We start from the raw sequence: 25,983 nt of genomic DNA, 5'->3' as shown, positions 1-25,983 counted from the left end.
CGCACCACCTTCACTTTCCCGCTGCTCCCCATATCCGCACACCACCGCCAACCGCACCCACCTCCACTCACATCCCCACTTCTCCCCTTCCATTTGTTAAGCACACCTCTTGCATCCAGGACCCTCCCCCAGCCTATTTTGGTAACGATCCGGTCTCGTACTGGGCTTTTTCGTAAACAGCCGAAATCTGCATAACCTGGATCGCTCGACTTTCGTCGGGCGGGGGCGCTCGATGGATTTATGACCGCGACGATCCATAAAGTCGTCGCAGGCAATGGCTACCAGTATTACCTGCGAAATATAGCCGCGAACGATATCAACTCCCGCGGCCGATCCCCGTTGTCCGATTATTACTCCGCCCACGGCGAGTCTCCTGGCGTGTGGAGCGGTACCGGTTTGGCCTCGCTCGGGATCGATATCGGCGCGGAAGTGACCGAGTCTCAGATGAAGTCCCTGTTCGGACTGGGTCGCCATCCCGACGCGGAATCGATCGAGGAGACGGTCTTCCACCACGCTTCGGCGGCCGGTTCGACACCGAAACAAGCCAGCGATGCGGCCGATAAGGCGTCGCGGTTGGGTAGTCCTTTTCGCGTTTACGCACCGAATTCCGATTTTCGTAAACGGTGCGCGAAGGCGTATGTCGAACACAATATCGCGCACGGAAGACCGGCCGACGCTCCACTTTCGGAAGCGGATCGCAGGCGAATCCGCACACATGTCGCGTTCGATATGTTCAGCGACGAGTACCAACGGCCACCACTGAACGCGCGTGAGTTGTCGGGATGGATCGCGAAAAACTCACGCCCACCTGCCACAGCAGTCGCGGGTTTCGACATCACTTTTTCTCCGGTGAAGTCGGTGTCGGCGTTGTGGGCAGTCGCACCGCTATCGGTGTCGGCGAAGATCGAGGCCGCCCACCGCGCCGCGGTGGCGGATGCGTTGCGGTGGTTGGAGCGCCACGGCATCTACACCCGACTCGGTCGCAACGGCGTCCGCCAGGTCGACGTCGAGGGCATCGTCGCCGCGTGCTTTTTCCACAGGGATTCGCGTGCCGGTGACCCTGATCTGCACACACACGTGTTGATAGCCAACCGGGTCCGCACCGCCGACGGTCGCTGGCGGACCTTGGACGGTGCCGCGCTGTACCGGGTGGTGGTCACGGTCAGCGAGATCTACAACACCCGCCTCGAGCACCACTGCGAGCGGCTGGTGGGTGTGGAGTTCGCCGAGCGGGCCGGGACCGACCCGGGCAAGCGCCCGATCCGCGAGATCGTCGGCATCCCGCTGCGGTTGCTCGAGGCGTGGTCGCGGCGCGAAACCGCGATCCGTTCCCGCGTCGGGGAGCTGGCGGCGGTGTTCCAACGCGAGCACGGTCGCGAGCCGACCCCGATCGAGATCCGTGATCTGGCCCAGCAGGCGACCCTGGAAACCCGGCCCGCGAAACACCTGTTGCGGTCCTTCGCCCAGCAGCGGCGCAGTTGGCGCGAAGAGGCCGTCGCGCTGCTCGGCGGCCGAGACGCGGTCGCCGCGATAGTGTCGGCGGCACTGAATCCGGTGCGCTCGCCGCGGATCACCGCCACCAGGGAGTGGATCGCGCGCACCGCGGACCGGGTCCTCGAGACCGTCGCCGAGCAGCGCTCCGCCTGGCGCGCGGCGAACGTACGCGCTGAAATCGAACGCCAGATCCGCGGCAAGATCCCCGGCAGCCAGTGGGAACACGTCAGCGAGGCCGTACTGGATGCGGCCCTGGATCCGGCGCGTTCGATTCCGATGGGCGACCCGGATATCGCCGACGAGCCCGAACTGGCCACCATCCCGGACGTGTTGCGCCGCCGCGACAACTCCAGCAGCTACACCCCCGCCGGCGCCCAGATCTACACCTCCACCCGGATTCTGGCCGCCGAGGACGCCCTCATCGCGTTGTCGGTGCAGCCCGGTGCCCGCGTCGTGGACCCCGCGGTGGTGGCCGCGGCGATCCGTGGATACGACGCCGCCAACCCGGATCGGGTGCTCAACGCCGGGCAGCGCAGCGTGATCGAAGGCTTCGCCGGCTCCGGTATGCGCGTGCACACCGCCAACGCGCCCGCCGGAACCGGCAAGACCACCGGCATGGCCGTGCTCACCACCGCCTGGAATACCAGCGGCGGAACGGTGCTCGGGCTCGCGCCCACCGCCAACGCCGCCGCGGTCCTGGGCGAATCGATCGGCGCGCGCTGCGAAACCGTCGACAAACTCCTCGCCGTGATCGACCTGCACACACCGCACCCGAACAGCCCCGCCAACGAACGGGAACATCCCCCGCCGCTGCCGCAATGGGTCCTCGACATCGGCACCGACACGCTCGTGATCGTCGACGAGCACGTCAAGATCGGCACCCTCAAACGCCTGAAACTGCTGCGCTTCCTCGCCGATCGCGGCGCGACGATCCGCTGTCTGGGCGATGACCACCAGCTTCCCGCGATAGAGGCCGGTGGCGTCGACGCCGACATGGCGACAGCGGCACCCGAGCACACGCTCACCCTCACCCACGTCGTGCGGTTCGCCTCCAACGCCGAGGCGTCGGCGAGTTTGATGCTGCGCCAAGGCGACCCGGCAGCGCTGGGCTGGTATCTGGACAACGGCCGAATCCACGGCGGGCACACCGGCGCGACCCACGACGACGCCTACACCGCATGGGCCGCCGACCACGCCGCCGGGCGTAGCGCGATCATGTTGGCCGCCAACCACGACACCGTGACCGCGCTCAACGAGCGTGCCCGGGCCGACAGACTTCTGCGCAAGGGTGGTCTCGACGGCCCCGAAGTGGTGCTCGCCGACAGCACCGCCGCCTCGGTCGGTGACACGATCCGCACCCGTCAGAACGCGCCGAAGCTGCGTATCGGTGTGCGGGATTGGGTGCGCAACGGCTACGCCTGGACGGTCACCGCTGTGCATTCCGACGGCAGTGTCACCGCCCGACACCACAGCAAAACCGGGGCGATTGTGCGGTTGCCGGCCGACTACGTCGCACACAATGTGCGTCTCGGGTATGCGGCGACGATCGATTCCGCGCAAGGAATCACCACCACCGCGTGTCATGTCGCGCTCACCGGCGGCGAGACCCGACAGCAGTTCTACGTCGCGATGACCCGCGGCGTGCACGCCAACCACGCCTACATCCCTTCCGCGCTCAGCGGTGACGAAGGCTCGTTCTACAGCGAGGACGCGGTCTTCCCACGCACCGCGGTCGAGAATCTCGTGCGGATCCTGGGTCGTGACGGGGCTCAGAAGTCCGCGCACACCCACCTGCGTGACGCGCTCGACCCGCACCGGCGTATCGGTCGCGCGCTCGATATCTACCTCGATGCCCTCGGTCTCGCCGCCGAACACGCCCTCGGCGAACCCGCACTCGCACGCCTCGATGCCGCCGCCGAACTGCTGCACCCGGGGCTCACCGACGCCCCCGCCTACCCGACACTGCGCCAGCATTTAGCGACCCTCGCCCGCACCTGTGCCGACCCGGTCACCGCCTTGCGCGAGGCGATCGAGGAACGTGAACTCGACACCGCCGCCGATCCCGCCGCAGTCCTGGACTGGCGCCTGGACCCGAGCGGTGCGCACTCGACCGGGACCGGGCCGCTGCCGTGGACACCCGCGTTACCGCCGGAACTCGACACCAGCGCCACCCAGGTCCACGCTCGCGCACGTGTCCTGGGCGAACTCGCCGCACAGATCCGGGCCGCGACCGCGCCATGGACACCGTTGACCGCGCCTGTCTGGGCGCGACCCCTGCTCGGCGCCGACCCGAGCTTGTTGGCCGAACTCGCCATCTGGCGGGCGAGTTTGCACGTCGAGGACACCGATATCCGCCCGACCGGTCCGCGCCGCTACCCGGTGCGTGAACGCGACCACCAAGACGTCCTCGACGCCCGCGTCGTCGCCGCGCTCGGCGATCCGGCACGCCCGGTCAACCGGTGGGCCGAGACCGTGCGCGAGATCGAAGCCCGCATTGTCGAGGACCCGTATTGGCCCGTGATCGCCGAACGCATCGATCTCGCCACCCGCGCCGGCATCGACATCACCGAGCGACTTCACACCGCCGCTGATCTGAGGCCGTTGCCCGATGAGATGCCCGCCGCCGCGCTGTGGGCGCGTCTGGAACTCGACGCCTCCGCACTCGACGCCCGCGACCACAACCTGCGCCCGAACTGGATCACCGACCTAGCCGACGTTCTCGGCGCCGACACCGCCGACCGGGTCGTCGACGACCCCGCTTGGCCGCGCGTCGTGGCCGCGGTCGACCGCGCCACCGCCACGCAATGGAGGCCGCGCCAGCTCCTGGCCACCGCCTACGAACTGCTGCTCGCCGCCACCCCCGACAACGAGGGCACCGGCCTGCGCCCCGACCAGATCGCCGCCGCTCTCGCCTGGCGCATCGACGCACTCCTGCACCACACACCCACCACCAAACCCACCGAAAGCACCCCACCCATGAGCGAAAACACCACCACCCCACCAACCCCCGCATCGACGGCCCGCGAGCATCCACCCGATCATCTCGAACCCGACAGTCACCACGCAAACCGCGCCCCGGTTCCGGCACCGGTGCCGTCTACTCCGGCGAACATCACCGCCTCCGGTTTCGATCCGGAGCTCGCGGCCATCGCGCAGCTGTATCGCGAAGGCCGAATCCGCGCGGCCGTGCACCGATTCCGGCAATTCGCCGACCACCTCGATGACGAGCAGCGTTGGGTGATCGGCGCGGTCACCGACACTCTCTACCGCTACGCCTACCCCGTCGCCACCGCCCGCCTGCGCCAAGCCGGGCAACAGTTTCCGCAACATCGGGCGCTCATCGACGCCTGCACCCCGGCCATCGACCCCGGCGTCCACGACGACCGACCCGACCGCGAGCCACCCTCACCGGTATTCGACCGCGCTCGCCGTCATCGAGCAGCCCGCGACCACGACACCCGAGTCGACCGTGACCTCGTCCGCGACCCGCTGCCCGACCCGCAGGTCCGTGCCCGCCGCCATGAGCAGGACTACCACGACGCCCGCGCCGGAATGGACGATCAGCCCTGGGCGCGCCCGGACGCGCACGAGGTCCGCGGTCTCACCGACGACCCCGCGCTACCCGACTCACACCTACCTCCCCTACCGCGGCGCGCGGCGCCGACGCCTCGCGAGGCCGACCTCGCCGTCCGTAGCTACCGCCGTGACGAAGCCAAAGATCCCACCCCGGCCGCGTATTCGCTCGACTACGACAAAGCCGCCACCCCACGTGCCCGCGGCCTGGAATGCGTCACGTGCAGCATCGAACGCCGCCTGCGCGACGCGACACCGATACCGCCGCGCCACTCCGACGACGGGGTCTGCGGAGAATGCCGCGACAACGGCGAAACCGGTATCCCCGACCACGACCCGAGCCGACACATGATCGCGCGCGCCGACCACCTCGCGGCCACCAAACCCCTTCCCGCCGTGCACGCCATCCTGCGCCGGGACTGGAAAGCCGTCACCGATCTCGACCGCCGCGCCCAGATCGAAGCCTGGATCCGCGCCCACCCCGCGCCGATCGGCGACGTCGAGCACCAGCAGCCGGTCGCCGATCCACTCTTCGCGCTCACCGACGCTCAACTCGCCGACCGGTTGAGCGAACTTCACCAGCAGCTCGCACTCACCGACACCTACGCCGCTGCCTACGCTCCAGCATCCCCCGAACAATCCGAGGGCGTCGATATCGATGAACTGCTTCTGCGTCACCGCGACGCGCAAACCGCTATCCGCGCAGCACTCCATGCCGAGCACCGTCTACACGATGCGACCCGCGCGCTGCACGCCACCCGTTCCGAACTCGCGACCCACCGCCAACGCCTCGACACCACACCTACCTACAAACGCCACGTCCGTCACGTCCTGCGTACCCGCATCGATGAACTCGTCCGCCAGCAAGGCGACCACGAACGCGCCCGCACCCGCGCCCGCAGCGACGCTCGAGAAGCCCACCGCGACGCAGTCAACCACGCCGGAACGCCCGACAAATGGGACGACGTCTTGAACACGAGCCCCGACGACATCACCACCCGCAACAGCCACACTCGCCGCGGGGAAGCCGCCGTCGACGCGACCGCCGACCGGTTCGCCGCCGATACCCGCAGCGAGATCGACCGCGTCCACGCCGAGCAACAACGCCGAGCCGATCTCACACCGGCACAGGCACGTCGCGAACAGGCGATACGCCTCGCCGACGAGCTCCACACCCCCCTCGACCACACCGAGCTGGACCAGCCCGATGTCAGCGGCTCGCCGGAGCCCGACGTCGGATTGTGAGATCGGCTTTCGGACGGGTTGTTCTGCCCGCTGTTGCTTCGGACAGCTTGCCTCCGGACATCCGGCAGCCCTGTCGTGGTTCGGCGACGGTGAGGAGCGGCACCGCCGGGCAGTCGAACAAGATCGGAGGGCTACAAGGGGTTGCTACGTAGTAGACCGGCGTTCGAACTCGCGATTTCGCACCGCTGTGGCGAAGGCGCGGTATTCGTGGTGGTCGAAGTACAGTCTGGCCGTTCCGGCGCTTCCCGCATGCCCGTCAGTGGCGCTGAAAACGTAGCCGTTGCCGCTTGTTCGGGTGATCGTGAGCGCGTGACGCACCGGCTGGCCTGTCCTGATGGCTTGTTGGATCGCCTCGAATTGGTCGTGGTCCAAGGTCAGGCACTGGTCGAGGGGGACTTCGTGGTCGCCGTTGTGGGCGAGTTTGTCGTCCCAGAGGATGGTGCGGGTGGCGTCTCGGTAGATCATGACGCATGCCTGTTGGGGTGAGCTGGCGGCAGCCTTGCGGAATTGACTTACGGTCGGTGTCGGCAGCATGGGCCTTTCCTTTCGAGCGCGCGGGACCGTGTTTTCCGGTTTCCGCACCGGTCCACGCTACGGGAGGGTGGCGGTAGCGGCGAAGTTGCAGCGGCGTGCGTCGTCTTCGGTGTCGGTGGGGGTGTCGGGGTGCCAGTCGGTGGCGTAGGTGATTCCGGGTTCGGTGAGTGTCCATCCGTCGAAGAAGCTCGCGAACTGTTGTCGGGTTCTGAGGGTGACGGGGGTACTCGCATCGGCGAATACCGACGCACCGGCAGCGACCTGGGTCCTGATTTCGGGTCCTGCGTCTTCGAGGGAGACATGGGTCATCGCGAGGTGGCTACCGGGCGGCATCGCGTCGCGGAGTTCGGCGAGGAGTGCGGCGGGGTCGTCTTCGTCGGTGATCCAGGGCAGCACGGATATCAGGAGCAGCCCGATGGGCTGGGTGAAGTCGAGCAGTCTGCGGGTGCCGGGGTGTTCGAGGATGCGTGCCGGGTGGCGCAGGTCGGCGTCGATCATGGCGGTGGTGTCGAGGAGCTGGTGTCGGGTGAGAAGTTCGCGGGCGCGGTTGATGGCTTCTTCGTCGTTGTCGACGTAGACGACGTGGGGGTCGGGGATGAGTTCGCGGGCGACTTCGTGGGTGTTGCCACCGGCGGGTAGTCCTGATCCGATGTCGAGGAATTGCCGGATGCCGTTGCCGACCATGTGCCGGACCGCGCGGGCGAGGAAGGCGCGGTTGTGTCGGGCCCACTTGGGGTAGAAGGGGATCGCGGTATAGAGCTGTTCGATGAAGGGCAGGTCGGCTTCGTAGATGACCTCGCCGGTGATCATGTGCAGGTAGATGCGTGCCGAGCTCGGCTTGGCGGTGTCGAGGTGGCGAGGTTCGAAGTCGGGTGCGGACATCGACAGGTTCCTGTTCGATTGTGGTCGCGGGGGTCGGCTATCGCGTGACGGTGGGTCGGTTGCGCAGTCCGCGCAGCAGGTGGTGCATGAATTGCCGTGAATCGGCGGGGCTCAGCGCGGTCATGGTGAGGCGGGTGAAGATCTTGTCGCGGATCGCGACGGCGGGTTTGTCGTCGATGTAGCGGATCTCGCCTTGCGCTTCGACCACGGCCATCTCCAGATCACCGGCGGCGCCGGGCGAGGGGACACGGACCAGGATGTAGCGGTCTTCCATACCGGCGCCGGGGGCTTGGTGGGTGAAGGGCATGACCTGGAGCTGGATGTTGGGTCGCCCGGATAGTTCGATGAGGTGGCTGATCTGGTCGACCATCACCTGGTCGTTGCCGTAGGTGCGGCGAAGGCAGGATTCGGACAGGATCGCGTGGAACTCCGGTGCCTTGCGGGTGAACAGGATCTGCTGGCGCGCGGTTCGTGCTTCGACGTAGTCGTCGACGGTAATGGCGTCGGGGTCGTGGTCGTCGGGCTGGAACGGTTGGTGCAGCGCGCGGATGTAGTCGGGATGCTGGAGCAGACCGGGGATGATCTCGGCGGCCGTTTCGCGCAGGCGATCTGCCACGGCTTCGAGATCGACCAGCAGTCGCAGGTCCTCGATGTAGGCACGCCGATATCCCGAGGTCCAGTACCCGCGGCGATGGTTGTCCTCGCGCAGGTCGAGCAGGATCTGGAGATAGTTCTCATCGCCGATCCCCAATTCGGTGACCAGCTTCTTCAGCGCTTCGGCGGTGAGATTGCCGGTTCCCGCGATCGCGGCGGCGATGCGCGACTGGCCGACACCGACGATCCGGCCGGCGTCGGCCTGCGTGACACGCGACCGCCGCAGCAGGTCATCGATTTCCCGTCCGAGCAGCACTTTCCTCGCGGTCCTCGCCATGCACTCCCACCGTATCCCACAGCTCGATCGGACTCTTTCCACCCGTAATACTGATTATCAGGTTAGATTATCAGTCAAGATAATCTGTCCGAGGCACGAGAGCACTCCGTTAGTCGATGTTCGGTTGGGCGTCGACGCGCGAGGGAGATGTGGGACGCCGAACCGGCGCGCGCGGCGTCAGGGTTCAGCAGGTGGTGTCCGAAGGTAAGGGGTAGCCGGTGGAGCCGTCGATGTTGCGCGATCCCACCGCCGAGTTCGCGGCCGGCGCTGAGGCGAGCGACCGATCCTGGGGCGAACGCCTGCGGTCGTTTCGGCTCGATCACCTCCAGATCAGCCGCAAGGACTTCGCCGAGCTCATCAACGCGCGCGCCCGCGGCGAGCGTGTCAACGTCGCGTGTTCCGAGCGTCATGTCGCACGGTGGGAAGACTGCGACGTCCGGACCCCGAGCGCACCGTATCGACGTCTACTGGTGGCAATCGGCGCACCTGTCCCTGACCACGACCAGAGATCTGCACGCGCGCGACCCGCCACCGATGCCGTGCCCGTGCAGGCACCGATGTCATCGTCTGTCGGGTCAGGCGTATCCGAGCTGCGACGCGCGCCGGAAGCAACGTTGTTGGAGGCCGTCGCCGCCGCGGTCGTCGGATCCTCTTCCGCGCTGGTCCCGTGGCTTCCGCGACTCGACGAGGCAGAGGCGACCGATCAGGTCGGCCGCGGGCGGGCCATGGATGCCGATGGTGTGCGGTCGGCCACGGCACGTTTGCGGTCGCTCGATCAACAACGCGGCGGCTTCGCGATCACCGGCTCTGCTACGGCGTTGTTGGGTTCCATACCGGATCTGCGGAAGCTATGTCGCGACGAGACTGCCGATCAGGCGATTCTGGTTGCCTCGGCCGATCTGGTTGCCTCGGCCGACCTGGCCCGATTGATCGGCTGGGCGTTTCACGATGCCGGAGATCAGTATCGCGCGCGCCAATTCGCCACCCTGGCTCTGGTCTTCGCGCGTCGGGCGGGCGCGGACAGTCTGACTGCGTCGATCCTGTACGTGCTGGGCCGCATCAGTGTGATCGAACGCGATCCGCGCACCGCACTGCGCATGTTCCAGCTCGGGCAACTTCCCGCGCGAGACGCCGCCGACAGCGGCGAATCGGCTCGCCTGTACGCCAACGAGGCGTGGGCACACGCCATGCTGGGCGATCAGAACCGCATGAACTTCGCCTTGGCATACGCCGAAGACGAGATCAACCGCGTCGGCGACATCGTCGCGCCATGGACTCGCGTGTTCTTCACACCGGGCGAATTCACCGGCATCCAGGCCGTGATCTACAACGAATACGCCACCACCGCGCCCCGCGCCGTCGCCGACCGCTATTGCCTCGCCGCCCTCGACAGTGCCCGCGCCTCCCTGCAAGCCTCCGCGCCCGGGCGGCCCGCCCGCAGCATCCTGTTCGACAACATCACCGCCGCCACCGCCTGCTTCCGACTCGGTGAGATCGACACCGGCCTGTCCTTCGCCACCGCCGCCGTCGAGATGGCCGAACGGATCACCAGCGCCAGGGTCGCGGACCGGCTGGAGAACATGGTCCGCTGCGCCACCACCGCGACACCACGCAGCGACGTCCGGGACTTGTCCCACGCGGTCAAAGCGAGCCTGCTGGCGATCCCCCGCGCGTCACATCACCCGACCACGGGCCGTGCCACGAGCGCATAGGCTGGGGGTGTGGCGACCGATATCGCGGCCGAGCGTGCCGCCGAGTTGCATCGCATCGTCGAGCTGGCCTGCGCCCGAATCGGTTTGAACTCCCACGGGGCAGAACTGATCAAATACACCGTCAACGCCGTTTACCGGCTCCCACGCGAACGCGTTGTCCTTCGCGTCGCTTCCGACCGGGTCGGAGTTTCGCGGGGACAGCGCGTGGTCACCATGGCCCGCTGGTTGCAGGCCCGAAACGCCCCGATCGCGGCCCTGCTCGACGGTGAACAACCGCTGAAGGTCGAAGGCGATTACACGGTGACGTTCTGGCACGAACTCGGCCGGCGAACAGACTGGGCCGCTGCCGATCTGGCATCGCCGCTGCATCGACTGCACGCCCTCGACCTCGACCACACCGTCCTGCCGACCTGGGACCCGTTCACCACCGCACGCGATCGGCTCGCACACGCCGGCACCGCTGTCCTCGCCCCCGCCGACGCCCGGTGGCTGCGCGAGCAATGGGACCGAGCCGAACAAGAATTCCGGCGCGTCCAGGACCAGCTGCCAACCGGCATCATCCATGGCGATCCCCACACCGGCAACCTACTGCACCGAGACGATGACACCGTCGTGCTCTGCGACCTTGACGAGGCCGGGATCGGTCCCCTCGCATACGATCTCGTTCCCCAAGCGGTCGGAGCAACACGGTTCCACCGCCACGACTTCTACCGCGAGTTCGTCCACGCATACGGCAGCGACGTCCGCGACGATCCGGCGTGGCCGATCCTGTCTCGTATCCGCGAGCTGATCATGGTCACCAGCGTCCTGCCCGATCTCCAGCACCGCCCCAGCGTCGCCGCCCAACACGCCCACCGCCTGGCCACACTCAAGACAGACCGGCACGACATCCCTTGGGACCTCTACACCTAGATCCCCGCGTGGCGGCAAACCGGCCTTCGACCGACAGGACCGGAGGGCAGTCGCATCGACGATCCTCGACAGCTTGTGCCTGGAGTCATCGGACCGGCTGTCCGAATCTGTCATGTGAATGTCGGCGAACTTGCCCGATTCTGCCCTGCGCGATGTCATGGTGGCAGTCCTCTGGCGACGATTAACTCTGTCTATGACAGCAGATGACGTACTCCGCGCCCCGCCACGTCGGCGCCGGACCGGATCGACACGATAAGTCGCCACGCGCCGCCTGGACGGCAGCCACATCAGCGCTGCGGAACCCGACGTTCCCCAGAACTGCTTTCCCTGATCACTCGTTGTCAGGAACCGCCCACGTCATCGTCGGCGACACGCAGGCTCATCTCGTGCCTGCCCGAAGACCCTTCGGGTCGCCACTGGTCATCGGTCACTACCGCCCTTCACCTCTTCGAGGAGAACCAGCCAAAAGGGGTCACAGGAAATGTGGATTGGATACGCCCGTTCGGACCTGCTGTCCAGACACGGCGCCGATGCTTTCGATCGATCCGTGCACGACTTCGCCGCGCGCAACGGGTTCGGGGACGGCCGCGTGTTCTTCGAACCGCTCGCACCGGAGACCCTGATCGGTGACCTGCTCACCGAGATCGACCGTACCGTGCCGGTGTTGAACCGCCTCGAGTCGCTGGCACGGTCGCGACGGGTGGACCTCGGACGGCTCCTGGCACCGGGTCACCGCCGAGCCGATCTGCTCTGGTCGATCCTGTCGCGAATTCCGGAAGCGACCGACGTCTGGTTCCTGGTGCCCTCCCGACAACACCTGTCCGATCTCTACCCGTCAGGACGGACGGCACTGTCCCACCTCACCGCCCTGCCCACGCTCACCCTGCACTATCTCGACGGAACCGCGCACCGACCGGCTCCGGTATCGCGTCCGGTCCCCGAGCACGACGCGGACCACGAACAGGTCGTGGTCGAGTCTCGGATCGGCGCGATCCCGGCCGCGGCGCAACTGGACGCCGCCGAAGCGCTGACCCGTAACGGGTGGCCCGAGGTGATCGAACGCGTCGACGCGGTCTATGTCGCCCTCATCGGCGACCGCCACCACCCGGCCACCCGGACGCTGTGGCTCGAACCCACCCCGATCCCCGACACGGTGATCCGCACGTTGGTCGACACCCTGACCGGGGCGCTGGCCATCGAACTCGACGAACCGTATCCGCGAAGCGATGAGCCCTCCCACGACTTGGTCGTCTTGTGCGAGCGTGTGCAGCGCTTCCCCAGCGGCGCACACACCATCACTCGCTGCACCCTTCCGGCCCGCGTGAGCACGACCGGCGAGTCGGCGGTGAGTCAGCGATGAGCACCACAACACCTATCACCGGCCCGCTGTCGATGACGGAACACTATGCCGGACAGGGTGATCGCGGCGGGGCGGTCGACAACCTGCTGGAGGCTCGTGAACTTCACCTCGCGGTGGCCGGACGCCGTGTCGAGGGCTGTTCGTCGCTGATCGGGTGGGCGCGGGAGCTGGCCGACATTCACGCGAGCTTGCTGAGCGCGGCGGTGTCCCCGGATCGGCGTCCGGCCGGGTTCGACGAGATCGCGACCCGCGACCACATGACCGCGGTCATGGCGGCGATCGACGAGTGGGCGATATTCCGCCTGCCCCGACCTGTCAACGCCGCCCACCACACCCATCCTCTGGGCGAAGTGATCAGCCACTACGCCAATGTCTTCGCCCAGTCCCAGTGGATCCTGCGCCACACCACCAACACCGAACACCACCACGAAGCCGCCCTGCGGATGGCCCAAACCCACCAGGGCTACGCCGATCTGGTCACCGCGATCCGTACCCGACGCGTCCAACTACCGCTGGGCTGGCGAGCAATCCAGGGGCTCCGATGAACCGCACACGACCCGGCACCGGGCACCAATCAGACCCACGGACGCCACGGGCCGCCGGCAAAGGCTCGTCCTGGTTCGGAGCGATCCCGTCCGCGCACGTGCTGTTCCGCGCCTGGAACACACCAGGATTCGCCGCCGCCGACTACCCGTTCCCCACTCTGGTCGGTATCGCGGTGCAGATGCTCGATGCCCATCACCACTACCGGGCCGCCTTCGGCCAGCTACTGCGGCTGCCGCCCGGCCACGACGACAGCGTCGACATCGACGTTCTTACCGACGCCCTGCATACCGCCCACCGACGACTCGGCCGATTGATCGACCGGATCGATGACCATCTCGCCCATACCCTCGCCCCGCCGGTACACCGGGCGGCGACCTGTCATCGCAACGGTCTCGGCGCCGAGGTATCTCAACTGTGCCGATGCTGGATCACCGCGATCGACCCCTCTGTCCCGGTCGAGACCGGTCCGAGAGCACACCAGTCCCTGGTCGGTCAGGCCGTGGTCTACGACCTCTTCGCCGCCGACGTCGCCGCAGGACGGGTCCATCTACCCACCCGTGTCCCACAACCGGCCGATGCACGGCACTGACCACGCCCCACACCACAACCACCCTGCCGAAACGCCACACGCGATCCCACGGCGAGGTCGTCCGCCACGCCGCGCAGATCCACGCCCAATCCCGGTCCGTACTACGCCAGGCCAGCAGCGCCGAACACCGGCAGGAAGCGGCACTGTGCATGGCACAAGTCCAGGAAGGCCACGCCGACCCGGTCACCGCGACCCACGAACGCCGCGCGCAGCTGGCACTGGGCTGGCGCGGAATCGATGCCGACCGTCCATCGAATCACCAAGAGAGGTAGGAAAAACGTGAAGTTCGGGACCGTGAAATGGTTCAACCACGAGAAGGGTTTCGGGTTCATCACACCCGACTCCGGCCCGGACCTGTTCGTCCGTCAAGCCGATGTCCACGGCCACGACGCGCTGCACCGGGATCAACGCGTCACCTTCGATGCCATCGACAGCCCGAAAGGCCCTGCCGCGCAGAACGTGCGGTCCCTGTGACCGCCCCGGCAACGGCGCGTCGCGGGCAACGGACTCGGCGCCGACTGCTGCTGACCGCACGACGACTGTTCCTCGCCCACGGCTACGGGCCTGTCCACATCACCGACATCGCCGACGCCACCGGGTGTACCACCGGTGCGCTGGGCAAGCACTACCCCTACAAACATCTGATCGGTCACGAGGTCGCCGAGAGGCTGACCGCCTTGGCCGTACACCGCATCCGCGATGCTCACCCGAGAGACCGCAGCCACCTGGTCACGACGCTGACGAAGTGGGCGCGCACCGTGACCAGCCACCCCGAATGGATCTGGTTCGAACTCGACCTCGCCACCACCGGCCCGGAACACCGCGCACAGCACCACGACCGCAGACACCGAATCCACGCGGCACTGACCGAACTGCTCACCACGACCATCGAACCCTGCCCTGGCATCGATCTCCCGACCACTGCCGCATCACTGCTCGCCGCCCTGGTCGGGCTCGCCATCGGCCCGCCCGACGACGCCACCTCCGACCACCAGCGGATCCGAACGCACATCGAACTCGTACTGCCTGCCCCCAACGACCGCACATTCCCCGGCGTGACCACCCCCATCCAGGAGAGCTGACCCATGCCCGATCCCAGCCTACCCCCCCCCGACTGCGGCGACCCCGCCCCCGTCCGCACCACCACCGGTCACGAGATCGCGCTCACGACTCCCGCCGACGAGGACCCCGATGTCATCACCGTTGTGCGGGACGCACTCGCGGCGGTGCGCGATGACTGAGCCCGCCGCAACGACGAGCGATCCTCGACCCCACCCGAGCGGCCCGGCGCGAGCCCGAACCGAGAAAGAGCACAGGTGAATCCTCCCGGCGTGTCCGGTGACTCTTCCCCCGCCGCAACGTCGTCACCAAACTGGCACACTCCTACGGACTCGACCCCTGGCAGCAACGCCACCTCCACGAACTGTGGGAACCCTCCGCCCCCTGACATCCGCCGGCGAGCTGCGCCACCGCCTCACCAGTCTGGATGTGCGAGCCCACCTCGACCACCTCGATACCCACGAGATCCTCGCCGTCTACATCGATCCCCTCGCCACCGTGCTGCACGGTAACCGGACATTCCAACGCACGGTGCCCGGCCTCGCCGACGCCGACAACAACCTCGCCCTGTGGATGTTCACCCCGCCCCAGCGTGGGCATGCAGCCTGAAACGCGCGGTTCAGCCGTTCGAAGTCAACGTAGTCTGCGGGACTTCATGGTGGGACAGCGATTTGCGCCCATTCGAACCGATGGTCCAAAGGGAATGTGGATTCGGACGCTCCCACCCTGAACGCTGAACCCGCCAATTCGTCTGTGGGCGGTTGTCACTGGACGACAACCTGCTCGTACAACAGGTCCTCGACGGCTCGCATCTGGAGTTCCACGGTTTCGGTGAGGATTGGATTATCCACGACCAGACCGAATTCGACATTGTCGCGTTCGGCGCTATACGACATGTTGGCGCTGGTGACGATGAGGAATCGGTGGTCGACGGTGATGAACTTGGCGTGGTTTCGCACCCATTTGTGGTCGTGTCGCTTGGTTCGGTAAACCAGTCCGGGCATGAGGTGGCGGGCGATCTCGGAGGTCGTTGGGGAGTCTGCCCGTGACGGGGTGTCGGCCGCTCGGGTGTCGACGTAGACCTTGACGTGCACGGCGGAGCGATGTGCGGCGCGCCGCAATGCATCCCACAGGCCCGAGGTTCGTTGGAAGTTGTAGGTGGAGCAGATCACCGATGATCGTGCGTCGTCGATGTTCTCGACGATCGAGGTCGTCAACCGGCCCTGTTCGGCCAGCGGACCGGGGAGTGTCCACAGTGGGCTCAGGGTACGCACTGTGGAGCGGGCCCCTTCGATGCCGCGCAGCACTTCGACGCGCGCGGGGTCGCTGATGCGTCGCAGCAGGAGTGCGGCGTCGTTGCGACGCTCAGGTGTGATCGAGACGAGGGCTTGGCGAATTGTTTCCCCGGCGGCAAGGCGGTCCGCAATATCACGGGCTTCGGTTCGGCTGAGGTAGCGACCGAGTTCGCCCGCAGCGGGCATCTCATTCGGGTAGGGCGAAGAACCCAAGGCTGTTCCCAGGGAGATCGATCAGGAATCTGCGGTCCAGGAACCGGTTGGCACGTTCACAGGAGGTTTCCGAGGCCATGATGCAGCAGTGGCAGGCGGCGCCGTGCAGGAAGTCCTCGGGTTCGCGAGGGGCGCGTTTCGCGCACATCGGGTCGGAGGGGCAGCGGGTAGCGCGGCGCAGTGCGTTGTTGACGATCTTTTCCAGTAGTGCCGGATGACTTTGCTGCACGAGTCCGCCGAGTGTGCCGTCGCTGTCGGAGGCGGTGGTGCAGATCAGCAGGCCTGCCGCGGCCGGTCTGCCGTCGGCGGCGCGCCAGGCGTAGAGGCGTTCGCTGAGACTGGCCGCGTTATAGCCGCAGCGCATGGCGAGTTCGCGGATGAGGATGTGGGCCAGGCCGTGGACGAGCCAGTAGCGGGGTGGTTGGAACCGCTTTTGATGCCCACCCTTTGTGTCGGCGGTGTCGGAGGTGCGGTTGGCGAAGTTGCGTTCGTGTGCTTCGGTGTGCGCCTTCCAGATACTGCTGGTGTAGACCTTGTGTTCCCAGTCCGCGACCGCCTGCTCATCGAGTTGCAGGAAGATACCCTCGCCGAGGTCTTCGGTGGCGACGGTCCATTTCGGCTTGTCTGTGCGTGTCAGCTTCACCAGTCGGTCGTCGATGTCGCCGATGCGGTCGATCTCGTCCACGCGGGTGAATCCGATGAGGGCGTTGACTTTTCGGAGGGATTCGACGGCCAGGACTCTGCTGATCTGCGGTGGTAGGGCGTTGCCGCGATCGCGCCGCGATAGGGTGAGCCCGCTGACCTCGTCGCGCCGGCCGTCGGCGTACCGGTCCTGGCACAGGTAGTGCCATTCGGGGACCAGTAGCTCGATGGGATCCCAATCGCGTGATTGCGGCTCAGGTGCCGCGGGTTGCGCGGGCTGGGCTGCGAGTTCGACGAGGGCGGTGAATTGGTCGTCTGGCAGCGTTGCGAGTGTGTACATCTCTTTGCCCAGCAGGGCTCCGCGCAGTGTGTCTGGCTTGTCGCGGAATTGGTGCAGCAGCGGGCCTAGCGCCGCACGCACCTGCTGGGCGAGATCTTCGTGGTCTTCCGGCGTCGCGGCGGGCATGACGATGGTGGACTGGGTGACCGGGAACCAGAGGTTTGAGGCACCGATGAGCATGACGCGTGTGTCGCTGCCGCAGGGGAAGAATGCGTCGAGGTGGGGGTGACGGCCCCGGCAGCGGGGAAGTTTCGCGCGTCCTGCGTTGCCCTGCGCCTCGTTCATGCCGCGCTTGGCGCCGCAGGCGGTGCACTCGATGGTGGCCGACGCCGTCTGGCCCGCGGTGCGGCTGGACATCTTGAGGCGTGGGGTGCTCTCGATGGTCTCTTCACAATTGTGGCCGCGGTGCACCCACAGGTAGTAGGGGAACTCGTCGAGATGGCCGTTGGCGCAGACGAGCAGGTAGCGGGCGGCGATGGCAGTGCGGTTGCGGGCCTTGGCTTTCCCACGGCGGCCTCGGCAGGCGCCGTGGGTGAATTCGGCGAAGTCGGGGCGATAGGGGTGGGTGTTCTTGTACTCGAAATAGCTCAGCGGCCCCAACAGATCGCACCCGGTGCACCGGAGCCACTGCGGGAAGACACGAGCTGGCACCCCGAGGTCGGTGCCTTCGGCCGACATGACTTGCCGTTTCGCCTGCCATGGGTGACGCCGCAGCTCGATATGATGCGACCTCATCAGTCGGGCCACGGCCGCCCGGAGTTTGGGTGCGTGGATGACCGGTGCGTTGTCGCGGCGGTCGTAGATGCGATCCCAGTCGTTGTAACCGCACGGCATGATGTTGAAGTTCGGTAGATCCACGATCGACCCCGGCCCCCATGTGTAGAGCAGTGAGGACGGGCGTGCGGAGCCCACCTTGGCGCGATTGTATTTGGCGCCGCGCTGGCGCTCGGCATCTTGGTCGCCGAGTGGGTTCACGGTGACCGATGGGTCATGGATCATCGCCGTGGAATCGACGGTGGTCATTGTGCGTCCTCCGTTGCGGCGTCAGGCATCTCCCACTTCGGTGCGTTGGCCGGAACGGGATAGATGAGGTTCTGGGGTATGGGGCTGACCAGTAGGTTGATCTCGGGCTGGACCTCGCGCATGGAGTTGGCGACGACGAACGGTGGAGCCTCCCGCAGATGGGCGAAGTCCTTGCCGTTCTCCGGGCTGATCACCAGGGGCGCCTTGTTCGGTTTGCCGCCGGTTTTCTCATAGACCAGACTCTGCATGCGGCTGGTCACGTCGGCCTGTCGTTTGATCCACAGGTCACGGCGTGCGCGCAGATGCTGTCGCGCCGACTCAAGGGCGTTCTCGTTTCCCTGGACGGCTCGCTCCATCCGGACTACCAGCGCCTCGATCAGCTCATCGATGAACTTCAGCTCGGCGTCGATGCGGGCGGCCCCGGTTTCTTCGGACAATCCGCCCCGCTTGTCGGCCTGCAGGACGCGGGCGGCGCTCACCAGGACCCCGTCCATGCCGCGAGCCAGAGACGTCGGCGAGTAGGGGGTCACCGACAACGCCTCGACCTTGGCGTAGAAGGTGTCGTGGTAGTGGCGGAACTGTTCGAAGTGGGCCAGATCGCGGGGCCGTGCCCAGTTGCTCAGGGTTACAACCAGGCCGGGTTTGGTGGGTTCGCGTCCTACTCGGGAGGATGCCTGAATGTATTCGGCGGTGTTCTTGGGTTGGCCGATCACCATCATCAATCCCAGTCGTGTGACATCAACCCCGACCTGCAGCATCGAGGTCGCGAGCACGGCATCGAACGGTGCGCGTGGACGTTTGCCGCCCTTCGCGCCGGTCGCGTCGATGGTGGGGTCGAACGGGATGGCCATTTCGTCGAGGACGCGGGTGACATCTGCGCCCGCCATTCGGGAGGTGAGTTCGGTGAGGTGGAGCTCGCCGATGGTGCCATACCGTCTGGGCAGACTCCGGGACCACGGGTGGCCGAGCCCGAGCGCGTTCTGCACGTCGTCGGCGAGATACCGCGCCATACCTGCCAATTCGCGAGTCGCGCTGAAATAGGACACCAGCGTCATGTACGGATCGGCACAAGCACCGGCCCGGTCGAGGAGGAGCTGACCTGCGGCCAATAAAACTTCCGACACCCGGATCTCGGCGGTCGCCAAACGCACACCGGTGGTGGAGATGCCGACATAACGGCGACCGGGATACTCGTCCGACAGCGGAACTTCCTTGGAGAAGAACGTGCGCGCCGCGTCGAGCACCTGCGGAGGAAAGATGGTCACGTCCCGGCCATAGAGCCGCTTGACCTGTTCAGCGGCGTTACGGGCGGTCGCGGTGGAGGCGACCACGAGCGGCTGCACCGCGCGGCCATCCGGGACCTGCCAGGAGCAGGCCACATCGATGACCGCTTCGAACAACCCGACGGTTGTGCCCAACGCGCCGGTGATCAGATGCAGCTCATCCTGGATGATCAGATCCGGTGGCCGCAAGCGTGGTGTTGGGCGGCGACCCTGACCGGTGCCGGGGTGAGTGTTGCCATCCTTGAGTCCGCAGCCGTCATAGTCGGGATGAACATAGCCGTGCAGACCGCAGCGCTGGGACACATAGCCGAATAGGGCTGCGGCTTCCCCTTCGCGCGCAAGTCGTGCGAACTTGTCGACCGTCGCGATGACGAAAGCCGGTGCCAGCCGATAAATTTCCTCGTCGACCGTCAACACCGGCAGGCCTTCGTCGACCGAACCCGCCTGGGCGAACGGGCAATCGCCGAGGTCGTCGCCGCAGAACACCCGGATGCGCCGCGTAGCGTCGTGCCCCTCGACGTCACGGCCGCCGTCGATCGGCGTGCCACACCACGGGCAGCGTTGGATCTGCAACACCGTCAACCGGTGTCCTCGGCCCTCCCGGACACGTTTGAGCTCGTTGACGGCGTCGGTATACCGCTTGGGGCTGACATCGGTGCCGACCCACAGCCCGATCCGGAATGGTTCGTCCCCCCATGTCTCGGTATCGGCGATGCGAGCCAACTCCGCAGCGCACACCAGGGTCGTGGCACGCTGGAACTGTTGTGAGGTGAGCAGCCGCAGCGTGTAGCGCATGAGGACCGCCACCCCGGCGCCGCCGTCGAGCGGGCCGTTTGGGGTCTCGAGAAGCCCTTGCCTGCGACGGATCGCGAACGTGTAGGCGGCCAGGCCGAGATACGCCTCGGTCTTACCACCGCCGGTCGGGAAGAACAACAGCTGCGCCTTGGCCAGCCGACTCGATCTACCCTCGGCCGCTGGATCGGTCAGCATCGGCAGTTGCATGAGGATGAACGCCAACTGGAAGGTGCGCCACTTGTGTGCACTTTCGCCTTTTGCCAGCACCGCCTCACGTGCATCGGCGATGGACTCCCGCGGATCTCGGGCCCGCCGGGCGGCGACCTGCGACTGGATGCGCTGCTCGGCCATGACGGCGTTCATGAACCGGAAACATCGCAACGCCTCCTCGTCGGTGAGTAGATGTTCCAAGCCCGCTGCCAACTGCCTTTGCACCTGCCAGGCTTCTTCGATCGCGGCGTATGCCTCCTCATGCAGATGCGCCGGAAGCGTCTTGGTGACACGCTGGTGTTCGGTGTCGAGCCAGTGCGCGTATCCGGCGACGATCGGTTCGAGTCCGGCTCGCAGTCCTGCGGGCTCCGCCGTGGCCAGGCGCGTCATGTCCAGCAGAGCGGCGTCGATTTCCTCAGCTGTGGTTTGCGGTGTCTGCACGGTCGGTAGCCAGGTGGTTCGTACCGCGGTGGCGCGACGTGCTCCCTCCGCGACATCCCACTCGACCGAACACGTTCTGCCGACCGCGAATTCGAGCCGGTCGCGGTACTGCAAGTCCAGTCGCCGCACCTCATCGTCCGGCTCGTCGTAGTGCTCGTCCTGCTCCAGGTCGCTGGCGGGCAGGAAAACCGCGCGATCATCGGCCGCAGCTTCCAGCTTCGTCTGGTACAGCCACGCGTCGGTGGGGATTCGGAAGGAGATCTCCAGGTCGTTGCACAACGCGACCTCGATGATTCGACGGCCGCGCCGCAGGTCGTCGTGGTGGTCTACTCGCAGAATGACCGCGTCGCGCAGCGAATACTCGGCAGTCTTACGCGGCACCAGATCGGCGATGTGGATAGTCGTGGAAATCGCGATCGGGGAGCGTTGATAGCGGCGAGACCGACGAACCGTGCCGTCCTCGGCCACCTCCCGTGGTAGCGCCTCGTAGCGGCCCCATGTAGCGGTCACTGTGAACGATTCCAGGTCGAGCGGAATCTGAAATCGCATCCCCATGGACGCCGGAATCATCAGCCCTTTGCGCTGGGGAGCATCCTCGGCCTCGATCGAATCCTCGTCCGCGTCCATCGAGCTGTCATCGACCGCGGTCACCGGCACGCCACTGCTTGCTCGGGCGTCGCGGGCGTCGCCGACGTCGGTCAACAGTTCGCCGGTGTCGGCGTCCACCGGATCGTCATCCCAGCCGCCGGTGATCCTCGCCGGCGCGATACGCCCGATCAAATAAGCCGCGTCCGGCGCACCCTCGAGAATCTCATGGTCGCCGTTGGCCAGCCCCAACAGCTCCCGCGAGAGCACGTCGACGATATTTTCCCGCGCTGTCAGCGAGGTGCCGTCGGGCTCGAACTTCAGCTTGTACGGCGGCGGAGGAGTATTCGTCGGCGCGCTCATTCGTCGTCCTCCATGTCCTCGTCGCCCGATATATCCGGTGCATCACCCTGCAGGGCCGCCCGCCGCTGATTCTCCTCCAGCAACCGATCCAAAATCTCGACACGCGCCGTGGGCGACACGGTCCACCGTCGCATCTGACGGTACGTGTGGAAGCCATGATCCAAAGCGATATTGCCCCAGTCGTAGGCCGCCATCACCGCTTCATCCAGCTCAACATGGATCTCCCGCAGCCGAGCGACGTCAAGATCCGAGTCGGGGGTTTCGGGGTCGTTGACAAGGTTGTACAGCTTGGTCAGACCGAGGTCTCGGCGCAGCATGATCTCGCGGCGCTCCCTGTCGAGGGTCCGGCCGATCTCCGCCAGACGAGCCGTCGGGGTGGGGCGGGGGAAGGTCTCGAACACGTCGGAGGGGGAGTAGTTGATGTCGGTCCGCATCGTGGAGCTGTATTTCACTACCCAGATCAAGTGGACACTCGACGACAGCACCGCCAGGTCGTCGAATCGGTCCGTAGCGAACACGGCGAGTTTGTGGCTCGGAACTTGTCGAGCCGATACACGCATGGGCATAACAGTCTTGCTCACAAGCGTGATCGCAATCACCTCGTCCAAATCAGTCACGGCTGCGCGCATTCCTTTCGCCAACTCCGCGAACTGCCACCACCGTTGACGGCGGACAGCGCGCTTGTTAGTCGCCCGCTGGGGCTTGACTTTCTGCTCTACTCGGGCATACGGCAGCGGGTACCGCCGTGCGCAGGTCTCGCACCGGTCGTTGAAGTCGATGACCCATCGCGATGCAGAGGTGTCGGGCCGCGAGTTGAGGTCCTCGCCGCCGAGGTAGGGAAACAGCACCTCAACGTTCTTGGAATCTGCTTCGATCCACTCGGCGGCTTCGTCGAAATCGAGAACGAACCCCATCCCGAGCACGATGCACCCTTGGAAAGCTATGCCGCGGTTCTCTTTCAACCGACTGGGCACGCCGTCGACCCGCCCGGCAGGTTCGAGAAGGGTGGAGATGCGCTGGCATGCGGTGCCGTCGGCGTCGCGGGGGACGGTATCCGCCACGCGGTCCTTGGTACCCCAGACGGCCGCGAATTCCAGATTGGCGCTGGCCGACGGCCACGCGCGGCTCTGAATGGCACGGGTGATGGTGATCCCATCCGCTACCAAAGTGTCCAGGCCGACCTCGCGGGTATCGCCCTGGGCGACAGAGTTTGTGGCGATAAGACCGAGATTGCCTTTGCGGCCGAGCAGCGATTCGGCACGCAGCAGGAAGTAGGCGACGAGGTCGGCGCTGCCGCGGCGGCCTCCGGCGAGGGCGTGAACGAACCAGTCGCGGACGTTGGTGCCCATCGCGCCGGTGAGCTTCTGGCCACCCAGGAACGGCGGGTTGCCGACGATGGCGTCGAACCATCCGTGCTCGGCGACATCGGGGACCGCGAGGATCCAGTGCAGGGGCTTCCACCGTGTGTAGTCGGTGGCCACGGTGGGAGTCAGTCCGACTGTCAGAATGCGGTCGAGCCGGGTGCCGTCACCGGGGCTGCCGTCGGGAGGGAAGGCTTGGCCCACAGCGATACCCAGTTCGAGGTATGCCTCGGTAAGTGCTCGGCCAGGCTTGCCACCAACTGCGAGTCCGGCGGCGACGACGCCGTCAGCGATGGTCGCCAGTTCGGCGGTGAGCCGCTGGGTCCGCTCGAGCTGGCGTCGTTTCGCCGTCGCCGACCGCTGTGGGTCGCTCTCGTCGATCTCGCTGGCCAGGTTCTCGCGCAGGGTGGCAACCTTGTGCAGGGTTGCTTCGATATCGCTTTCGCTGAAGTTCAGCTGCTCGTCGTCGGGGAAGATGCGCTGGTGTTGGAGCTGTTCGATTCGGGTCAGCCCCAGCAGCGAATTCCCGTGGAAGATCTTGTCGTCGACGAACGAGAACGGCAGTTTCGGGTCGAGCGAGACCAACCACAGCGATAGCTTGCACATCTCGACAGCCAGCTCGTTGATGTCGGCCCCATACAAGCATTTGGCGACGATGTGCCGGATGGCCTTGGTGTGCAGCGTGTTCGGGTTGCCCAGGTCGGTGCCTTCCCGGTGCCACGCCTCCACGAGGCGGTCGGCGAGGTAGCGGGCCGCGGCGACAAGGAAGGCGCCGGAGCCGCAGGCGATGTCGGCGATCTTGAGGTCGAGGATCTCGTCGGAGCTGATCGGCGTCCACTGCGCTTGGTCGACGGTCTGGTGCGGTCCGGGAGAGTAGACGAGGGGTTCAAGGGCGTGGCGAACGACCTCCTCGGCCAAGGACTTCGGTGTGTAGTGCGCGCCTGCGGAAGCACGGGACGCTGTCTCGACGACCAGCACACCGCCGGGATGCACGACGAACGGCCGACCACGCAGGTCACGTCGGATGATGCCGATGAACGGCCGCAGTCGCTCCTGCAACGCGGGGGCGGTGGTCACCGATCTCAGGGCGTGATCGACGTCGGCGACCTCGGCGTCCAGGGCGTTGGCCAGCTTGGATGGTGTCGGGCACGCTGCGGCGGGTTGATGGGCCTTTACCCACGTGATGATCGCCGTCGCGAGTGTCGGTGAGGTCGGGTTGGCCGTCGCGAGGGTCTCGATGGTGGCCAGTGGAATCTCGGGTTCAGCGCCGTCCTTACCGAGCAGACCGACGGTGACTTCGTCGACGCCGGTGCTCGAGTAGCCGAGAAGTCCTTCGTAGATGTAGCCGATTTGTTCGACGTCGATCTCGCGGAACGAAATGCGGCTGGGGATGCCTTTCACCACGGCGACTTGAACGGCTTGCAGTACGGCCAACATGACTCGATCGCTGACCGTAATCAGCAGACCACGTTCGTCGCGGGCGGCCAGGAACAGGTAACGATCGCCGTCGAACAATGAGCCACCGTATGGCGGGATGCGCATATCCTCGAACGATGCCCCGTGATACAGGGCATGTGATGTGGCGAGCAGACGGTGCCAGGTGAGGTAGGTGGTATCGAGTGCTTCCACGTTTTCATTGCGGGATCGGTCCTTGAGGATGTCGAATTGTTCGCTCATCCCGTAGCTTTCGGCGAAAAGTTCACTGGTGGGCAACAGCCCGCGCTCCTCGGCGAACAGCAGGAACACCAGGCGCATCATCACGGTGACGGCGGCGTCGTAGACCATTGCCCGGTTGGTGGGCAGCGCGTCGGGACGGTTGTCGAGCGAGGCGGCGAGCGCGGACTCGGACATGGCCTGTACCAGCAGTTCGACCGCATGGCGGACCTGGGTGCCCAGGGCCTCGGTGATCTCCTCGGCCGATTTCACCGACTCTTCGAACAGCTTCGGGAGCCTGGTGTCGGGTTGCCCTGCGATGAGGCGTCTGCGGTCCAGGACGGCGAAGAAGGCGTTGCGGGTGGACGGTTCCTCGATCCAGGTGTGGGCGTCGACGATGCCGGAGGCGACCGAGGCGTTGGGGCGCGCGCACACCAAACCCCACCAGCGGCCGTCGGTGACGACGCCGATACTGATCCCGGACTCCTGCAGCAGTCGGGTGAGGCGGTCGATCGGCGTAGCCGCCCAGCCATCGTCGGGTGTAGCACGCAGAGAGTCGATCGGGTCCACCACCAGTACTAGCGCCCCCAGCACGCCGCGGTGCGCGAGCACGCCGTGGGCAGACACCGTGACGGAGCGGTCGGGGGAACGCGCAGGGAGGATCTCGACGAAGTCGGGTCCGGACAGATCGGTGATGTAGGTGGCGTTCCACCCGATCACCTCGCGCAAGACTGTGTCGACCCAGGTGTCGCGCTCAGTGCGGTACAACTCGAGAGCGGCGTGGTCGTCACGATGGGTGTCCCAGTGTTCCCAGGCTTTCTGGAATGCCGGCGTGGCCTCGGCGAGGACGGCCTTGCAGTCGAGTGACACCGGGGGCATCCCCTGTTGCCACACCCGCGACAAGGTGGGAACCGACAGGAAGGGGCCTTCGGTGTCGACGAG

Annotated in this window: 17 protein-coding genes; 10 read left to right on the top strand and 7 right to left on the bottom strand. The window is 66.2% G+C overall.

What is annotated here, in order from left to right:
- Positions 1-240 precede the first annotated feature (240 nt).
- Positions 241-6,312, top strand: a complete 6,072-nt coding sequence (mobF, locus tag NV348_RS16085; protein ID WP_280248064.1) for a MobF family relaxase — start codon at positions 241-243, stop codon at positions 6,310-6,312.
- Positions 6,313-6,456: 144 nt separating this feature from the next.
- Here the strand turns inward: mobF and NV348_RS16080 are convergent, their stop codons facing one another.
- From NV348_RS16080 to NV348_RS16070, 3 genes are read right to left on the bottom strand one after another with little or no spacing between them, the layout of a single operon-like run.
- A complete protein-coding gene (locus NV348_RS16080; RefSeq protein WP_280184783.1) occupies positions 6,457-6,846 on the bottom strand; it encodes a hypothetical protein in 390 nt (129 codons plus the stop codon).
- A gap of 57 nt (positions 6,847-6,903) precedes the next feature.
- Positions 6,904-7,728, bottom strand: coding sequence for an SAM-dependent methyltransferase (locus NV348_RS16075; RefSeq protein ID WP_280248065.1), 825 nt, complete (start codon positions 7,726-7,728; stop codon positions 6,904-6,906).
- A 37-nt stretch (positions 7,729-7,765) separates the two neighbouring features.
- Positions 7,766-8,659, bottom strand: coding sequence for a Scr1 family TA system antitoxin-like transcriptional regulator (locus NV348_RS16070; protein WP_280248066.1), 894 nt, complete (start codon positions 8,657-8,659; stop codon positions 7,766-7,768).
- A gap of 230 nt (positions 8,660-8,889) precedes the next feature.
- Here NV348_RS16070 and NV348_RS16065 point away from each other — a divergent pair, with 230 nt between their 5' ends.
- The 9 genes from NV348_RS16065 to NV348_RS16025 all read left to right on the top strand — a co-directional run bounded on the left by NV348_RS16065 (position 8,890) and on the right by NV348_RS16025 (position 15,446).
- Positions 8,890-10,371, top strand: a complete 1,482-nt coding sequence (locus tag NV348_RS16065; RefSeq protein ID WP_280248067.1) for an NsdA family TPR-like regulatory protein — start codon at positions 8,890-8,892, stop codon at positions 10,369-10,371.
- A gap of 9 nt (positions 10,372-10,380) precedes the next feature.
- Positions 10,381-11,283 carry a phosphotransferase enzyme family protein gene (locus NV348_RS16060; protein ID WP_280248068.1) on the top strand — a complete coding sequence of 301 codons (903 nt, stop codon included), beginning with the start codon at positions 10,381-10,383 and terminating at the stop codon, positions 11,281-11,283.
- Positions 11,284-11,830: 547 nt separating this feature from the next.
- Complete coding sequence (locus tag NV348_RS16055) at positions 11,831-12,643, top strand: hypothetical protein (protein ID WP_447147627.1); 813 nt, start codon at positions 11,831-11,833, stop codon at positions 12,641-12,643.
- Positions 12,640-13,188, top strand: coding sequence for a hypothetical protein (locus NV348_RS16050; RefSeq protein WP_280184789.1), 549 nt, complete (start codon positions 12,640-12,642; stop codon positions 13,186-13,188). The genes NV348_RS16055 and NV348_RS16050 overlap by 4 nt, the downstream gene beginning before the upstream one ends.
- Positions 13,185-13,778: a hypothetical protein gene (locus NV348_RS16045; protein WP_280184790.1), complete on the top strand. Its 594-nt coding sequence runs from the start codon at positions 13,185-13,187 to the stop codon at positions 13,776-13,778. The genes NV348_RS16050 and NV348_RS16045 overlap by 4 nt, the downstream gene beginning before the upstream one ends.
- 279 nt (positions 13,779-14,057) lie before the next feature.
- Positions 14,058-14,252, top strand: a complete 195-nt coding sequence (locus NV348_RS16040; protein WP_280184792.1) for a cold-shock protein — start codon at positions 14,058-14,060, stop codon at positions 14,250-14,252.
- Positions 14,249-14,860, top strand: a complete 612-nt coding sequence (locus NV348_RS16035) for a TetR/AcrR family transcriptional regulator (RefSeq protein ID WP_280184793.1) — start codon at positions 14,249-14,251, stop codon at positions 14,858-14,860. The genes NV348_RS16040 and NV348_RS16035 overlap by 4 nt, the downstream gene beginning before the upstream one ends.
- A 3-nt stretch (positions 14,861-14,863) precedes the next feature.
- Entirely contained in the window at positions 14,864-15,019 is a 156-nt protein-coding gene (locus NV348_RS16030; protein WP_447147626.1) for a hypothetical protein, read from the top strand.
- A gap of 247 nt (positions 15,020-15,266) precedes the next feature.
- The gene (locus NV348_RS16025) at positions 15,267-15,446 is read left to right on the top strand and encodes a hypothetical protein (protein ID WP_447147625.1); all 180 of its coding nucleotides are present in this window, start codon (positions 15,267-15,269) and stop codon (positions 15,444-15,446) included.
- A gap of 155 nt (positions 15,447-15,601) precedes the next feature.
- Here the strand turns inward: NV348_RS16025 and drmC are convergent, their stop codons facing one another.
- Genes drmC through NV348_RS16005 form a run of 4 tightly spaced genes read right to left on the bottom strand, consistent with a single transcriptional unit; the run spans position 15,602 to position 25,920 of the window.
- Positions 15,602-16,318 (bottom strand): DISARM system phospholipase D-like protein DrmC, encoded by a 717-nt coding sequence (gene drmC, locus NV348_RS16020; protein ID WP_280184796.1) that lies wholly within the window; start codon positions 16,316-16,318, stop codon positions 15,602-15,604.
- A gap of 1 nt (position 16,319) precedes the next feature.
- Positions 16,320-18,350 (bottom strand): DrmB family protein, encoded by a 2,031-nt coding sequence (gene drmB, locus NV348_RS16015; protein ID WP_280184798.1) that lies wholly within the window; start codon positions 18,348-18,350, stop codon positions 16,320-16,322.
- A complete protein-coding gene (gene drmA, locus NV348_RS16010) occupies positions 18,347-22,027 on the bottom strand; it encodes a DISARM system helicase DrmA (protein ID WP_447147624.1) in 3,681 nt (1,226 codons plus the stop codon). The genes drmB and drmA overlap by 4 nt, the downstream gene beginning before the upstream one ends.
- Positions 22,024-25,920, bottom strand: a complete 3,897-nt coding sequence (locus NV348_RS16005; RefSeq protein ID WP_447151057.1) for a DNA methyltransferase — start codon at positions 25,918-25,920, stop codon at positions 22,024-22,026. The genes drmA and NV348_RS16005 overlap by 4 nt, the downstream gene beginning before the upstream one ends.
- Positions 25,921-25,983: the final 63 nt, after the last annotated feature.

Source organism: Nocardia fodinahabitans (genome assembly GCF_052983615.1).
Note: the sequence above shows the minus strand (reverse complement) of the source record. Positions and strands in the feature narration are given on the sequence as shown.